The 14782-nt window shown below is 75.7% G+C and carries 15 protein-coding genes; 13 read left to right on the top strand and 2 right to left on the bottom strand.

The annotated features are described in order from the left end of the window. Positions 1-127 precede the first annotated feature (127 nt). Genes steA through KUM42_RS00105 form a run of 7 tightly spaced genes read left to right on the top strand, consistent with a single transcriptional unit; the run spans position 128 to position 8111 of the window. Positions 128-1312 carry a putative cytokinetic ring protein SteA gene (gene steA, locus KUM42_RS00075; protein ID WP_370629326.1) on the top strand — a complete coding sequence of 395 codons (1185 nt, stop codon included), beginning with the start codon at positions 128-130 and terminating at the stop codon, positions 1310-1312. After that, entirely contained in the window at positions 1309-2256 is a 948-nt protein-coding gene (locus KUM42_RS00080; protein ID WP_237494288.1) for a copper transporter, read from the top strand. Before steA ends, KUM42_RS00080 begins: the two co-directional genes overlap by 4 nt. Next, positions 2253-3065: a hypothetical protein gene (locus tag KUM42_RS00085; RefSeq protein ID WP_237494289.1), complete on the top strand. Its 813-nt coding sequence runs from the start codon at positions 2253-2255 to the stop codon at positions 3063-3065. Before KUM42_RS00080 ends, KUM42_RS00085 begins: the two co-directional genes overlap by 4 nt. Beyond that, complete coding sequence (gene murJ, locus KUM42_RS00090; protein WP_237494290.1) at positions 3062-4696, top strand: murein biosynthesis integral membrane protein MurJ; 1635 nt, start codon at positions 3062-3064, stop codon at positions 4694-4696. The genes KUM42_RS00085 and murJ overlap by 4 nt, the downstream gene beginning before the upstream one ends. Then, positions 4689-5783: a glycosyltransferase family 4 protein gene (locus KUM42_RS00095; RefSeq protein ID WP_237494291.1), complete on the top strand. Its 1095-nt coding sequence runs from the start codon at positions 4689-4691 to the stop codon at positions 5781-5783. Before murJ ends, KUM42_RS00095 begins: the two co-directional genes overlap by 8 nt. Positions 5784-5811: 28 nt before the next feature. Then, positions 5812-7527: a CTP synthase gene (locus tag KUM42_RS00100; RefSeq protein WP_237494292.1), complete on the top strand. Its 1716-nt coding sequence runs from the start codon at positions 5812-5814 to the stop codon at positions 7525-7527. Then, entirely contained in the window at positions 7527-8111 is a 585-nt protein-coding gene (locus KUM42_RS00105) for an NUDIX hydrolase (RefSeq protein ID WP_237494293.1), read from the top strand. Before KUM42_RS00100 ends, KUM42_RS00105 begins: the two co-directional genes overlap by 1 nt. A 49-nt stretch (positions 8112-8160) precedes the next feature. Here the strand turns inward: KUM42_RS00105 and KUM42_RS00110 are convergent, their stop codons facing one another. Next, complete coding sequence (locus KUM42_RS00110) at positions 8161-8805, bottom strand: hypothetical protein (RefSeq protein WP_237494294.1); 645 nt, start codon at positions 8803-8805, stop codon at positions 8161-8163. Between the two features lie 119 nt (positions 8806-8924). Here KUM42_RS00110 and KUM42_RS00115 point away from each other — a divergent pair, with 119 nt between their 5' ends. After that, positions 8925-9455, top strand: coding sequence for a dihydrofolate reductase family protein (locus tag KUM42_RS00115; protein WP_237494295.1), 531 nt, complete (start codon positions 8925-8927; stop codon positions 9453-9455). 14 nt (positions 9456-9469) lie between these two features. Here KUM42_RS00115 and KUM42_RS00120 read toward each other — a convergent pair whose 3' ends face one another. After that, a complete protein-coding gene (locus KUM42_RS00120; RefSeq protein ID WP_304610725.1) occupies positions 9470-10339 on the bottom strand; it encodes an oxidoreductase in 870 nt (289 codons plus the stop codon). Positions 10340-10451: 112 nt separating this feature from the next. On the opposite strand from KUM42_RS00120, the gene KUM42_RS00125 reads away from it, so the two are divergent. From KUM42_RS00125 to KUM42_RS00145, 5 genes are all read left to right on the top strand, one after another. Then, entirely contained in the window at positions 10452-10907 is a 456-nt protein-coding gene (locus KUM42_RS00125; protein WP_237494296.1) for a helix-turn-helix domain-containing protein, read from the top strand. Between the two features lie 120 nt (positions 10908-11027). After that, positions 11028-12143 (top strand): alanine dehydrogenase, encoded by a 1116-nt coding sequence (ald, locus tag KUM42_RS00130; RefSeq protein ID WP_237494297.1) that lies wholly within the window; start codon positions 11028-11030, stop codon positions 12141-12143. Next, the gene (gene xerD / locus KUM42_RS00135; RefSeq protein ID WP_304610726.1) at positions 12122-13120 is read left to right on the top strand and encodes a site-specific tyrosine recombinase XerD; all 999 of its coding nucleotides are present in this window, start codon (positions 12122-12124) and stop codon (positions 13118-13120) included. Before ald ends, xerD begins: the two co-directional genes overlap by 22 nt. A 255-nt stretch (positions 13121-13375) precedes the next feature. Continuing rightward, positions 13376-14221 (top strand): ParA family protein, encoded by an 846-nt coding sequence (locus KUM42_RS00140; protein WP_370629348.1) that lies wholly within the window; start codon positions 13376-13378, stop codon positions 14219-14221. After that, entirely contained in the window at positions 14218-14724 is a 507-nt protein-coding gene (locus KUM42_RS00145) for a hypothetical protein (RefSeq protein ID WP_237494299.1), read from the top strand. Before KUM42_RS00140 ends, KUM42_RS00145 begins: the two co-directional genes overlap by 4 nt. The last annotated feature ends 58 nt before the right edge of the window (positions 14725-14782 follow it).

A 14782-nucleotide genomic window follows, 5' to 3' on the forward strand; every position in this document is an offset into this window, starting at 1 on the left:
GGTGCAGCGACGCGCAGTCAGATCACGGGCGTGTCGCGGTCGCGCCGGTGTCGTCACGCTGCGTGCCCGGTTGCTCGCTGATGCGCGTCGCGATCATGGGTCCAGGCACCCGTGGGACCATCCCGCCATGCGCATCGGCCCCCTGCGGCGCGGAGGAGTGCCGGACCAGGCACCGGGCGTGACCGGTCCGGCGCGGCTGGACCGACGGACGAAGAACCTCACCAAGCGCCTGCGCCCGGGCGACATCGCGGTCATCGACCACGTCGACGTCGACCGGGTGGCCGCCGACGCACTCGTCGCCTGCCAGGTCGCCGCCGTCGTGAACGCCGCACCCAGCACGTCGGGCCGCTACCCGAACCTGGGTCCCGGCGTCCTGGTCGACGCGGGCATCCCGCTGATCGACGGGGTGGGCAAGGAGGTCTTCACCCGGGTCCGCGAGGGCACCCGGCTGCGGATCGAGGGTGACCAGGTCTTCGCGGGGGAGACGCTGGTCGCCGAGGGCGTGGAGCAGACGCCCGAGCGCGTGGCCGAGGCGATGGTGGAGGCCCGCGCCGGTCTGTCGGCCCAGCTGGAGGCCTTCGCGGCCAACACGATGGAGTACATGAAGCGCGAGCGCGCGCTGCTGCTCGACGGTGTGGGCGTGCCCGACGTGACCACCCGGATCGACGGCCGGCACGTGCTGATCGTCGTCCGCGGCTACGACTACCGGGAGGACCTGCAGGCGCTGCGGCCCTACATCCGCGACTACCGGCCGGTGCTCATCGGGGTCGACGGCGGGGCCGACGCGCTCAAGGAGGCCGGCTACCAGCCGGACATGATCATCGGGGACATGGACTCCGTCAGCGACGCGGTGCTGCGCTGCGGGGCCGAGGTCGTGGTGCACGCCTACCCCGACGGGCAGGCCCCGGGCCTGCAGCGGGTCACCGACCTCGGCGTCCCCGCCATCACCTTCCCCGCCGCGGCTACCAGCGAGGACATTGCGATGCTGCTGGCCGACGAGAAGGGCGCCTCGCTCATCGTCGCCGTGGGCACGCACGCCACCCTGGTGGAGTTCCTGGACAAGGGCCGCGGCGGCATGGCCTCGACCTTCCTCACCCGGCTCCGGCTGGGCGGCAAGCTGGTCGACGCCAAGGGCGTGAGCCGGCTCTACCGCAGCCGCATCTCCACCCTGGCCCTGGTCCTCCTGGTGCTGGCCGCGCTGGCCTCGATCGTCGCCGCCCTGGCCGTGTCCACCGCCGGCCGGGTGTACTTCGACCTGCTGATCGACCAATGGGACAGCTTCGTGTTCTGGCTGGAGAACCTCTTCTCGTGATCGACTTCCGCTACCACCTGGTCTCGCTGATCGCGGTGTTCCTGGCCGTGGCGCTCGGGATCGTCATCGGCACCACCCAGCTCAACGGGCCGGTCCTGACGAACCTGCAGGGCCAGGTGACCGCGCTGCAGACCGACAAGCGGGCGCTGGAGGACCAGAGCCGGCAGCTGCAGACCCAGCTGGACGACGTGGGCAGCTTCGACGAGGCCGTGGGCCCCGCGCTCGTCGAGGGCAGCCTGACCGAGCGCAGCGTGGTGCTGGTCGTCGGTTCCGACGACGTCGCCCCCGACGTCCTGGAGGGGCTCACGGCCCTGCTGGGCAGCGCCGGCGCGACCGTCACCGGCACCATCCGGCTGACCACCGGCTACGGCGACCCGGTCAACGACGCCGCGGTGGAGGCCTACGCGTCCGGGCCCGGCCGCCCGGCCGGGCTGGCGCCCGCCGACGGCACCGACGCCGCCTCCGTGACCGCCGACCTGCTGGCCGAGGTGCTCATGGTGCCCCCGGCCGTGGCCGGCACGCCCGGACCGGTGCCGGCGGCCGCCACCTCCTCGGTGCTGGCCGGTCTCGAGGAGCTCGGCGTGCTCAGCCGGGCCACCTCCTCGGTCACCCCGGCCGACTACGCCGTGCTGCTGACCGCCGGGACCCTCACCGAGGACGACGCGCTGCCGCGGACCGCCGCGCTGACCGACCTGGTCACCGCCCTGGACCGGCGCGGGTCGGGGGCGGTGGCCGCCGGCGACCCGACCGCGACCGAGGACGGCGGCCTGATCCGGGCCCTGCGCGCCGACAGCTCGGTCTCCGCCGTTGTCTCCACCGTGGACAACGTGAGCGTGCCCGCCGGCCGGATCAGCACGGTGCTGGCGCTGGCCGCGGAGAGCCGCGGCACCACCGGCAAGTACGGCACCGGCGAGGACACCCAGCCCGTGCCCCCGGCGTCGTGACCGGCACCCGGGACCTGCGGGCCGCCGCGGTCGGGCTGGTGGCCGCGCGGGCCGGGCTGGTCGCGGCCGGACGGGTGCGCGACCAGCGGTGGCAGCGCACCAACTTCGCCGGCCGGCCGGTGAGCCTGCTCGGCGGACCGGTGCTGGCCGCCGCCGCCACCGGCAGCGCGGTGCTCGGCGCGCCCCCCGGGCAGCGCGCGGCCGCCGCGGTGGTCGGCACGGTCGCCGGTCTCGTGGGCGGCTACGACGACCTGGCCGGAGCCCGCCCGGAGCAGGCCCGCGACAAGGGGCTGGCCGGGCACCTGGCCGCGCTGCGCGCCGGGCGGGTCTCCGCAGGGGTCGTCAAGGTCGTGGGCATCGGCGCCGCGGCCGGCGTGGCCGCCGTCCTCACCCGCCGGGGGAGCGCGGTCGACGCCGTCCTCACCGTCGGGCTGGTGGCCGGGACGGCGAACCTGGTCAACCTGCTGGACCTGCGCCCGGGGCGGGCCGGCAAGGCCGCCGTACTGCTGGCCTCGGCGACCCTGGGCGGACCGGCCGGCGGGCTGGCCGCCGGACCGCTGGGTGCCACCGCCGGACTGCTGCCGGCCGACCTCGGCGAGCGGGTGATGCTCGGCGACTGCGGCGCCAACGCCCTCGGCGCCCTGCTGGGACTGCGGCTGGCGGCGCTGCCCGGCCGCCCCGCCCGGACGGCGCTGCTCGCGGTCGTGTCCGCGCTCACCCTGGCCAGCGAGCGGGTCAGCTTCACCCGGGTCATCGAGTCGACCCCCGGTCTGCGCGAGCTGGACCGGCTCGGCCGCCGCGTCGCGTGACCACCACCTCCCGGCGGGCCCTGCTGCAGGGTGCGGCCGGTGCGGCGCTGCTGATCTCGGTGCTCACCGTGCTGAGCCGGCTGGCCGGGTTCGGGCGCACCGTCGTGTTCACCAACACCGTCGGCGCCGGCAGCACCGGCGACACGTACCTGGCCGCCAACACCGTCCCGAACATCGTCTTCGAGGTCGTCGCCGGCGGCGCCCTGGCCAGCCTGGTCGTGCCGATGCTGGCCGGCGGGATCGCCGCCGGGGACCGCGAGCAGGTGCGCCGCACCGCCTCGGCGCTGCTGGGCTGGACCCTGCTGCTGCTCGTCCCGCTCGCGGTGGCCGTCGCCCTGCTCGCCCGGCCGATCGCAGCCGGGCTGCTCGGGGAGGACGCCGGGGACCCCGCCCAGGTCGACCTGGCGGCCCGGCTGCTGCTGGTGTTCGCCCCGCAGGTGGTGCTCTACGGCATCGGCGTGGTGCTCACCGGCGTGCTGCAGGCCCACCGCCGGTTCGCCGGGCCGGCGCTGGCCCCGCTGCTGTCCTCGGTCGTCGTCGCGGCGGCCTACCTGCTGTTCGCCGGCACCGGCGGGAGCCGCGACGTCGCCGGGCTGACCCGCCCCGCCGAACTGGTGCTGGGCGTGGGGACGACGCTGGGCGTGGTCGCGCTGAGCCTGTCGCTGCTCGGGCCGCTGCGCGGGCTGCGGCTGGGTCTGCGCCCGGCGCTGCGGTTCCCGGTGGGCGTGGCACACCGGGTCCGCCGGCTCGCGCTGGCCGGGGTGGTGACCCTGGCCGGCCAGCAGCTGGTCACGGTGGTGGCGATCCGGCTGGCCAACGCCGGCGCCCCCGACGGCACCCAGGTCGTGCACGTCGCGGCGATGACGGTCTTCCTGCTGCCGTGGGCGGCGCTGGCGGTGCCACTGGCGACGTCGGTCTACCCGGCGCTGAGCGAGCGGGCCGCGGCCGGCGACGAGCCCGGCTACCGGCGCGCGCTGGCCCCGGCCGCCGTGCTCACCGTGGTCACCGCCGCGGTCGCCGCCGCCGGCCTGGTCGCGGTCGCCGGGCCGGTCGCCCGGTTGTTCCTCGCCTCGGCTCCCGACGCGGCCACCGCCCCGGCGCTGCGGGCCGCGGTCGTCGCGTTCGCCCCCGGCCTGGTCGGCTACGCGCTGGTCGCGCTGCTGTCACGGGCGCTGTACGCCCGCGGCCTGTGGCGGGCGCCGACGGTCTGCATCACCGCGGGCTGGCTGGTCGCGGTCGCCGCGGACCTGGTGTTCGCCGCCGTCCTGCCGGCCGCGGACCGGGCGCTCGCACTCGGCGCCGGGCACAGCGTGGGGGTGACCGTGGCCGGGGCGTCGCTGCTGGTGGTCCTCGTCCGGGTCGCCGGGCCGGGCGCGCTGACCGGCGTCCCGCGCACCGGGGCGGCCGCCCTGCTCGCCGCGCTGCTCGCCGGTGCCGCCGGCCTGGCGACCGCCACCGCGCTCGGCGCCGACCCGGTGCCCCGGAACGTGGCGGCCGCCGTCGGCACCGGTGTGGTGAGCGGGGGAGTCGTGCTGGTCGTCGCGGCCGCGGTCCTGGCGGCCACCGCCCGCCGGCCGTTGGCCACAGCCGTGCGCGGCCTGCGCGCACCGGAGGGAGCAGACCATGGCTGAGCTGACCGGCCGGACCGTCACCGAGGTGCTGGCCACCAGCACCGGCGGGGTCGGCACCCACCTGCGCGCGCTGCTGCCTGCGCTCGTCGCCGCCGGCGCCGACGTGCGGGTGTGCGGGCCGCGCGCCACCGAGGAGCTGTTCGGGTTCACCGCCACCGGCGCGGCGTTCACCGAGGTCGGCATCTCCGCCGGGCTGGCGCCGGCGGCGGACCTGCGCGCCGTGCGGGCGCTGCGCCGGGCGGCCGGGGGCAGCGACCTGGTGCACGCCCACGGGCTGCGGGCCGGACTGGTGGCGGCGCTGGCCCGGCGCCGTCCCCTCGTGCTGACCCTGCACAACCCCGTGCCCCCCGGCGGGGGCCTCCGCCGGCGGGTGCTCGACGCGGCCGAGCGGGCCACCGTCCGGGCCGCCGACGTGGTGCTGGCCGCCTCGGCCGACCTCGCCGCGAACGCCGTCCGGCTCGGTGCCCGGGACGTCCGGGTGGCCCCGGTGTCCGCACCCCCGCTGCCCGCACCCACCCGCTCGCGGGCGCAGGTGCGCGCCGAGCTCGGCCTGGACGACGCCCGGCCGCTGGTGCTGGCCGTGGGGCGGCTGCACCCGCAGAAGGGCTACGACGTGCTGCTGGACGCCCTGGCCGCGGGGGTGGCCGGCGACCCGCTGGTCGCCGTCGCCGGTGACGGGCCGCTGCACGACGCGCTCGCCGCACGCGTCACCGCCGGGGCGCTGCCGGTGACCCTGCTGGGCCGCCGCACCGACGTCGCCGACCTGCTCGCCGCCGCCGACGCCGTCATGCTCCCCTCGGTCTGGGAGGCGCGCTCGCTCACCGCGCAGGAGGCGCTGCGGGCCGGCGTCCCGCTCGTCGCGACCGCCGTCGGCGGCATCCCGGACCTGGTCGGGGACGCCGCCGTCCTCGTCCCGGCCGGGGACGCCGCGGCGCTGGCGGGCGCGCTGGGCGGGCTGCTCACCGACCCGGCGAGGCGTGCGGCGCTGGCGGCGGCCGGGCGGCGGCAGGCCGCGGGCTGGCCGGACGAGGCGGCGACGGCAGCACAGCTGGTCGCGCTGTACCGGGAGCTCCTGGCGGGGAGGTGAGGGTCCGCCCGTGTTAACGTCGGCGTCCGTGGGTCGACAGGCAGAATCCGGCAACCGTTCGCTCCCCAACTCCCAGCCGACGAAGTTCGTCTTCGTCACCGGCGGCGTCGTGTCGTCCCTGGGCAAGGGCCTGACCGCGAGCTCGCTGGGGACGCTGCTCTCCAGCCGTGGGCTGCGGGTCACCATGCAGAAGCTGGACCCGTACCTCAACGTGGACCCCGGCACGATGAACCCGTTCCAGCACGGCGAGGTCTTCGTGACCGAGGACGGCGCCGAGACCGACCTGGACATCGGGCACTACGAGCGCTTCCTGGACACCGACCTGACCGGGCGGGCCAATGTGACCACCGGCCAGGTCTACTCCGACGTGATCGCCCGGGAGCGGCGCGGGGAGTACCTCGGCGACACCGTGCAGGTCATCCCGCACATCACCAACGAGATCAAGGCCCGCATGCTGGCGGGTGCGGACTCCGCCGAGCGCGTCGACGTGGTGATCACCGAGATCGGCGGCACGGTCGGCGACATCGAGTCGCTGCCGTTCCTGGAGGCCGCCCGCCAGGTGCGCCACGAGATCGGCCGGGACAACTGCTTCTTCCTGCACATCTCGCTGATCCCCTACATCGCGCCGTCGGGGGAGCTGAAGACCAAGCCCACCCAGCACTCGGTGGCCCAGCTGCGCAGCATCGGCATCCAGCCCGACGCGATCGTCTGCCGCTCCGACCGGCCGATCACCGAGGGCCTCAAGCGCAAGATCAGCCTGATGTGCGACACCGACGCCGAGGGTGTCGTGTCCTGCCCCGACGCCCCCTCGATCTACGACATCCCGCGGGTGCTGCACCGGGAGGGCCTGGACGCCTACGTCGTCCGCCGCCTGGGCCTGCCCTTCCGGGACGTCGACTGGACGGTGTGGGGCGACCTGCTCGACCGCGTGCACTCCCCGAAGCAGACCGTCACCGTGGCCCTGGTCGGCAAGTACATCGACCTGCCCGACGCCTACCTGTCGGTCACCGAGGCGCTGCGGGCCGGCGGGTTCGCCCACCGCTCCCGGGTGCAGATCCGCTGGGTGCCCTCCGACGAGTGCCAGACCCCCGAGGGCGCGGCGGCCGCGCTGGCCGGTGTCGACGGCGTCTGCATCCCCGGCGGGTTCGGCGTCCGCGGCATCGAGGGCAAGCTCGGCGCCATCCAGCACGCCCGGGTCAACGGCATCCCGACCCTGGGGCTGTGCCTGGGCCTGCAGTGCATGGTGATCGAGACCGCGCGCAACCTGGCCGGCATCCCCGAGGCCAACTCCACCGAGTTCGACCCCGAGACCCCCGACGCGGTCATCTCCACCATGGCCACCCAGCTCGACGTGGTCGCCGGGCGCGGCGACATGGGCGGCACGATGCGCCTGGGCAGCTACCCGGCGACGCTGGCCAAGGGCTCGGTCGCGGCCGCCGCCTACGGGGCCACGGAGATCACCGAGCGGCACCGGCACCGCTACGAGGTCGCCAACGCCTACCGCGACCGGCTCACCGAGGCCGGCCTGGTCTTCTCCGGCACCTCGCCCGACGGCACGCTGGTCGAGTTCGCCGAGCTGCCCGCCGACGTCCACCCGTTCTTCGTCGGCACCCAGGCCCACCCGGAGCTCAAGAGCCGCCCGACGCGGCCGCACCCGCTGTTCGCCGCCTTCGTCGCCGCCGCGGCGAGCTTCCAGGACGCCGCCCGGCTGCCGGTGCCCGACGAGGAGCCGGTGGGCATCTGATGGCCCACGACTACGAGGTCCTGGGCACCGAGACGGTCTACGAGGGCCACGTCGTCACCCTGCGCCTGGACACCGTGGCGATGCCCGGTGGCGGGGAGAGCGTCCGCGAGGTCGTGCGCCACGGCGGGGCGGTCGGGATCGTCGCCCTCGACGACCAGGACCGCGTCGTGATGATCCGCCAGTACCGGCACCCGGTCGCGGCGCACCTGTGGGAGGTGCCGGCCGGCCTCCTGGACGTCGACGGCGAGGCGCCCGTCGACGCCGCCCGGCGCGAGCTGGCCGAGGAGGTGCAGCTGTCGGCCGAGCGCTGGTCGCTGCTGACCACCCACCACCCCTCGCCGGGCTTCTGCGACGAGAAGGTGCTGCTCTACCTGGCCGAGGGCCTGTCCTCGGTCGACCGGCCCGAGGGCTTCGTGGTCGAGCACGAGGAGGCGGACATGACCGTGCAGCGGGTGCCGCTCGCGCAGGCCGTGCAGTGGGTCTTCGACGGCACGATCCGCAACTCCCTGGCCGCGATCGGGGTGCTCGCCGCCGCCCAGGTGCGCGCCACCGCCCCGCAGCTCCGCCCGCTCGACGCGGTCTGAGCCACCCGGCCCGGCTCGAGCCGGGCCGGGTGGCTCCCGGGTGCCCGGGTCAGCCCGGCAGGGCCGACGGCGCCCCGTCGGCCGGCAGCTGCAGCCCCAGGCGCTGGAGTTCGAGCGCGGCCAGGGCGCGGACGGCAGCCGGGTCGCCGGCCCGCCAGCCGGCGCCGGTGCCCGCCGGGAGGGCGGCCAGCCGGGCCAGCGGCGCGGTCGCCATCGCCCGGGCCGCCAGCAGCTCCAGGTCGGGCACGCCCTGCGCGCCGTGCGCCAGCAGCCGGTCGGTGGCCCGCGCCTCGCGCAGCCAGCCCAGCCGCCAGGGCAGCCAGCGCAGCAGCAGCCAGCCCACCGGCAGCACCACCAGGACGACGGCGAGCACCGTGGCCAGCGTCGACACGGCGTCCTGCGCGCTCTGCCCGGCGCCGGTCACCGAGCTGCCCGCGGCGCCGAGCGCGTCGAACGGCCGGGACAGCCCGTCGCCGACCACCGGGACGTCGCCGGCGGCACCGGCCGCGCTGCCCATGGTGTCGGAGATCGACCGGCCCAGGTCCGACAGCGCGCGGCCCGGCTCGGCCAGCACGAGCACCGCGCGGTGCACCACCCGGGCGACCAGCACCCAGACCACCAGCCAGGCCACCAGTCCCAGGTCGGCGGCCAGCTGCCGGGTGCGGCGGTCGGGTGAGTCGGCGTACAGGCGCATCGGGTGGGCTCCAGGACGTTGAGGGGTCCCCGGCATCGTGCGTCACGCGGACGACGCGGGCGATCCGGGCCCGCCGGTGCGGCACGATGGCCACCTCGCCCCGAGCCCCAGGAGGAGCCGTGACCCGCACCGTCTACTACACCGCCACGTCCCTCGACGGCTTCATCGCCACCGCCGACCACTCGCTGGACTGGCTGCTCAGCCGGGAGAACGACCCGGCCGGCCCGATGGGCTACGACGGCTTCATCGCCGGCGTGGGCGCGGTCGCCATGGGTGCCTCGACCTACCGCTGGGTGCGGGAGAACGACCCCGGTTGGGTGCCCGAGCGGCCCACCTGGGTGTTCACCCACGGGCAGCCGGACCTGGTGCCCGGGGCCGACCTGCGGGTCACCGCCGAGGACGTCGCCGTCGTGCACGCCGCGATGGTCGCGGCGGCGGGGGACCGGGACGTGTGGGTCGTCGGCGGTGGGGACCTGGCCGGCCAGTTCGCCGACCGGGGACTGCTGGACGAGGTCGTGGTGTCCATCGCCCCGGTGACCCTGGGCGGCGGGGCCGCGCTGCTGCCGCGGCGGGTGGAGCTGGCGGTGCAGGAGGTCGGTCGCAACGGCGAGTTCGTCGCCGTCCGGTACAGCGTCGTCCGGGCGGCCTGACCTCCTGCGCCGGGTCAGCCGATCGCGTCCAGCTCGGCGACGTCCGCGGGCGACAGCTGCAGCGCGGCGCCGGCGACGTTCTCCCGCAGGTGCGCCACCGACGACGTCCCGGGGATGAGCAGCACGTTCGGGGAGCGCTGCAGCAGCCACGCCAGGGCGACCGACATCGGCGTCGCCCCGAGCCGGGCGGCGACCGCCGAGAGCGCGGCGGACTGGAGGGGGTTGAACCCGCCGAGCGGGAAGAACGGCACGTAGGCGATCCCCGCGGCGGCGAGGGAGTCGAGGAGTGCGTCGTCGGTGCGGTGCGCCAGGTTGTACATGTTCTGCACGCTGACGACCGGTGCGATCGACCGCGCCTCGGCGACCTGCTCGCTCGTCGCGTTGCTCACGCCGAGGTGGCGGACCAGCCCCTGCTGCTGCAGCTCGACCAGCGTCTCGAAGGCCGCGGCGATCGAGCCGGCCACCGGCCCCTCGGCGTCCCCGAGGCGCAGGTGCACCAGGTCCAGGGCGTCCAGGCCGAGGTCGTCGAGGTTCTCCTGCACCTGCCGCCGGACGTCGGCCGGCTCCCGGGCCGGCGGCCAGCCGCCCTGGGCATCGCGGTCACCGCCGACCTTGGTCGCGACGAGCAGGTCGGCGGGGTAGGGGTGCAGCGCCTCGCGGATGAGCCGGTTGGTGACGTGCGGGCCGTAGGCGGCGCTGGTGTCGACGTGGGTGAGACCGAGCTCGACGGCCTCCCGGAGGACGGCGAGGGCGCCGTCCCGGTCGGCCGGCGGGCCCATGACCCAGGGCCCGGCGAGCTGCATGGCCCCGTAGCCGACGCGGGAGACGGTGCGGTCGCCCAGCGTCCAGGTGCCGCCGGGGAGGGTGGTGTTGCTGATGGTCACGGTCGGTGCCTCTCGTCCTGCGGGGGTGTTGCGTACCATCCTCAGCTGGGCACTTCCCGACGGGAAGTACGCACTCCGGAGTGCGTAACGGGCCCACGGGTGAGGAGCGGGCATGGCGACGACCACGGCGGCACAGCAGCGGCAGCAGGCCCGGGTCGCCTACGACGCGTTCCTGGCGGCGTGCCCCAGTCGGCAGCTGTTCGACCGGCTGTCGGACAAGTGGGTGGGCCTGGTCCTGTGTGCGCTGGGTGGCGGCACGGCCGGCCCGGATGTCGCGGGCTCCGGCGTGCCCGGCCCGCTGAGCTGGTCGGAGCTGGCCCGCGCGCTGGCCGGGGTGAGCCCGAAGATGCTCACCCAGACGCTGCGCTCGCTGGAGCGCGACGGCCTGGTCAGCCGGACCGTCACCCCGACCGTGCCGGTCACCGTCACCTACGAGGCGACCGAGCTGGGGCTCTCGCTGCACACGATGGTGCGCGGGATGAAGAGCTGGGCCGAGACCCACATGGACGACGTCCTGGCCGCCCGCGCCGAGCACGACGCACGCGACCTGCCGGGGAGTGCTCCCTGACACACTCCGGCCACGCGCCGTGCCTAGACTCCGGCCGAGGTGGGCCCCGACCGGGCCGCCCGGACACGGTGGCACCACCGGCACCCCGGTGGGCGCACGCCGGGACAGTGGAGAGCACGCATGCGGGTCGGGGTCGCCCGAGAGGTCAAGAACCGTGAGTACCGGGTCGCGCTGACCCCCTCCGGGGTCACCGAGCTGGTCGCCGCCGGCCACGAGGTGCTGGTCGAGGCCGACGCCGGCGCGGGGTCCTCCATCCCCGACGCCGACTACGTCGCCGCCGGTGCCCGGATCGTCCCGACCGCCGACGACGTGTGGGGCGCGGCCGACCTGCTGCTCAAGGTCAAGGAGCCGGTCGCCGAGGAGTTCGGCCGCCTGCGCGCCGGGCAGACGCTGTTCACCTACCTGCACCTGGCCGCCGGCCGCGCGTGCACCGACGCGCTGCTGGCCGCGGGCACCACCGCCATCGCCTACGAGACCGTGCAGACCGACGGCGGCGCGCTGCCGCTGCTCGCCCCGATGTCGGAGGTCGCCGGCCGGATGGCCCCGCAGGTGGGCGCCCACACGCTGGAGCGCGCCTCCGGTGGCCGCGGCGTCCTGCTCGGCGGGGTGTCGGGGGTGCACGCGGCCAAGGTCGCCGTCCTGGGTGCGGGGGTGTCGGGGATGAACGCGGCCACGATCGCCCTCGGCATGCAGGCCCAGGTGACCGTGCTCGACCGCGACCTGGAGAAGCTGCGCGCGGCCGACCGGCTCTACCGCGGCCACCTGCAGACCGTGGCGTCCAACGCCCTGGAGGTCGAGCGGGCCGTGCTGGAGGCCGACCTGGTGATCGGCGCCGTGCTCGTGGCCGGGGCCAAGGCGCCGGTGCTGGTGAGCGATGACCTGGTGGCGGCGATGAAGCCCGGTTCGGTGCTCGTCGACATCGCCGTCGACCAGGGCGGCTGCTTCCAGTCCACCCGGCCCACCACCCACGACGACCCGACGTTCGGCGTCCACGACTCGGTCTTCTACTGCGTGGCCAACATGCCCGGCGCCGTGCCGCACACCTCGACCTACGCCCTCACCAACGTCACGCTGCCCTACGTGATGGCACTGGCCAACCGGGGCACCGCGGCCGCGCTGGCCGCCGACCCCGCCCTCGCCCGCGGCGCCAACGTCGCCGCCGGCCACCTGGTGCACGCCGGTGTGGCGGATGCGCACGCGCTGCCCTCGGTGCCGTGGCAGGAGGTGCTGTCCTGACAGGGGCCACCCTCACCAGCGCGACCGCGCCCGGTCCGGACGTCGCCCGCACGGTCACCGGCTTCCTCGACCACCTGACGGTCGAGCGGGGACTGTCGGCCAACACGACCAGCGCCTACCGCCGCGACCTGCGCCGCTACGCGGAGTTCCTCGCCGCGGCCGGGGTGCGCGGGCTCGGCGAGGTGGGGGAGTCCGACGTCGCGGCGTTCCTGGTGGCGCTGCGCACGGGTGACGACGACCACCCGCCGCTGTCGGCGACCTCGGCCGCCCGCGCGGTGGTCGCCGTCCGCGGGCTGCACCGCTTCGCCCTGCTCGACGGGCTGATCAGCGACGACGTCGCAGCCGAGGTGCGGCCCCCGGCACCGGCCCGGCGGCTGCCCAAGGCGATCCCGGTCGAGCAGGTCGAGGCGCTGCTGGAGGCCGCCGCGTCCGTCGAGGGCCCGCGCGGGCTGCGCGACCGGGCGCTGCTGGAGCTGCTGTACGGCACCGGCGCCCGCATCTCCGAGGCCGTCGGTCTCGCCGTCGACGACCTGTCGCTGACCACCGACCCGACCGCGGCGTCGGTGCGGCTGGCCGGCAAGGGCGGCAAGGAGCGCGTCGTGCCGGTGGGCAGCTACGCCGTCCGGGCGGTGCAGGACTACCTGGTGCGCGCCCGCCCGGCGCTGGCGGAGAAGGCCCGCGGTGGGGTGCGCGGGGGAGCGCTGTTCCTCAACGCCCGCGGCGGTGCGCTGTCCCGGCAGAGCGCCTGGACGATCCTGCGCGAGGCCGCCGAACGGGCCGGCATCGACGCCGAGCTCTCCCCGCACACGCTGCGGCACTCCTTCGCCACCCACCTGCTCGACGGCGGCGCCGACGTCCGCGTCGTGCAGGAGCTGCTCGGGCACGCCTCGGTGACCACCACGCAGGTCTACACGCTGGTCACGGTCGAGCGGCTGCGCGAGGTCTACGCCACCAGCCACCCCCGCGCGCTGCGCTGACCCCCGTTCGCCCGCGCCCGGGGCAACTTGTCGACAAGTTGCCGGGTTCGGGTCACGGTCGGCACCGGCCCTGCCGATGAGGGGTGCAGGAGTTCGGACCGGTGGCTTCCCCCCGCCGGGGACCCACGTCCTCCTGTCGTGACCGCCAGCCGGTGGCCACGGACGCCACGGTCCAGGGAAGAGGAACGAGCGATGTCGACACGAGCCGAGGCAGCGGCGGCCACCGTCGGGCTGCCGTTCTCCGGTGGTGCCGAGATGGGTGCCCCGGCCGGACGGGTCGACCCGGCCCGCGCCCGGCAGCGCAAGCTGCCCGAGCCGCGGCGCCTGACCTCGCACGGGCCGGCCCAGATCATCGCCATGTGCAACCAGAAGGGCGGGGTCGGCAAGACGACCTCGACCATCAACCTGGGTGCCGCGCTGGCCGAGCACGGCCGCAAGGTGCTGCTGGTCGACCTGGACCCGCAGGGTGCGCTGTCGGTCGGCCTCGGCATCCCCTCGCAGGCCCTGGACCGCACCATCTACAACGCGCTGATGGAGCCGGCCACCACCCTGGCCGACGTCCGGGTCGCCACCGGCATCCCCGGCCTGGACCTGGTGCCCAGCAACATCGACCTCTCCGCCGCCGAGGTGCAGCTGGTCAGCGAGGTCGCCCGTGAGCAGACGCTGCTGCGGGTGCTGGCGCCCATCCGGGCCGAGTACGACTACGTGCTCATCGACTGCCAGCCCTCCCTCGGGCTGCTGACGGTCAACGCGCTCACCGCCGCCCAGGGCGTGATCATCCCGCTGGAGTGCGAGTTCTTCTCCCTCCGCGGCGTCGCCCTCCTCGTCGACACGATCGACAAGGTCAAGGAGCGGCTCAACCCGTCGCTGGAGATCTCCGGCATCCTCGCCACCATGTACGACACGCGGACCGTGCACTGCCGCGAGGTGTTCAGCCGGGTCGTCGAGGCCTTCGGCGACACCGTGTTCCAGACCGTCATCTCCCGCACGGTGCGCTTCCCGGAGACCACCGTCGCCGGCCAGCCGATCACCCAGTGGGCCCCGACGTCCGGTGGCGCTGCTGCCTACCGCGACCTGGCCAAGGAGGTCCTGGCCCTGTGACCCGCCGTCCCGTGCTCCCGGGTGCGTCCGAACTGTTCCGTCGGACCGACACCCCGGCGACACCCCCGCCGGCCCCGGTCACCGAGCTGCCGAACCTGGCCGCCGCGACGTCGTCCCCGGCGCTGCGCGGCTCCTCGTCGGCCTCGCGCGAGACCGACCCGGCCAGCCCGCCGCTGACCCTCGTGCCCGACGTCGCCGGTGGTGCCCCGCGCATCGTCGTCGACGAGCTGGCCGCCCACCGCGCCACGCTGCCGGCCGCACCGGCCCAGCGCACCCGCGGTGCCGTGGACAAGAACCGCACCCGGCACGAGGAGAAGATCACCGTCTACTGCTCGGCCGACGAGCTGCTGGCCCTGGAGACCGCGCGGCTGACCCTGCGCGGCCAGCACGGTGTGGCCACCGACCGCGGCCGGATCGTCCGCGAGGCGATCGCCGTCCTGCTGGACGACCTCGAGGTGCACGGCGAGGACTCCGTCCTCGTCCGCCGCCTCCGCAAGCACTGAGGGGCGCCCTCCGGGGTCGATCATCGGCATGCGGCCGTCCCGGACGGCGCGTAGGGCG

The organism is Modestobacter sp. L9-4, from assembly GCF_019112525.1.
Classification (GTDB): Bacteria; Actinomycetota; Actinomycetes; order Mycobacteriales; family Geodermatophilaceae; genus Modestobacter.

What these genes read in the sequence shown, in the direction of transcription:
- steA (WP_370629326.1), top strand. Translation starts at nt 128, where the DNA reads ATGCGCATCGGCCCCCTGCGGCGCGGAGGAGTGCCGGACCAGGCACCG.
- KUM42_RS00095 (WP_237494291.1), top strand. Translation starts at nt 4,689, where the DNA reads ATGGCTGAGCTGACCGGCCGGACCGTCACCGAGGTGCTGGCCACCAGC.
- KUM42_RS00105 (WP_237494293.1), top strand. Translation starts at nt 7,527, where the DNA reads ATGGCCCACGACTACGAGGTCCTGGGCACCGAGACGGTCTACGAGGGC.
- KUM42_RS00110 (WP_237494294.1), bottom strand. Translation starts at nt 8,805, where the DNA reads ATGCGCCTGTACGCCGACTCACCCGACCGCCGCACCCGGCAGCTGGCC.
- KUM42_RS00125 (WP_237494296.1), top strand. Translation starts at nt 10,452, where the DNA reads ATGGCGACGACCACGGCGGCACAGCAGCGGCAGCAGGCCCGGGTCGCC.
- ald (WP_237494297.1), top strand. Translation starts at nt 11,028, where the DNA reads ATGCGGGTCGGGGTCGCCCGAGAGGTCAAGAACCGTGAGTACCGGGTC.
- KUM42_RS00140 (WP_370629348.1), top strand. Translation starts at nt 13,376, where the DNA reads ATGGGTGCCCCGGCCGGACGGGTCGACCCGGCCCGCGCCCGGCAGCGC.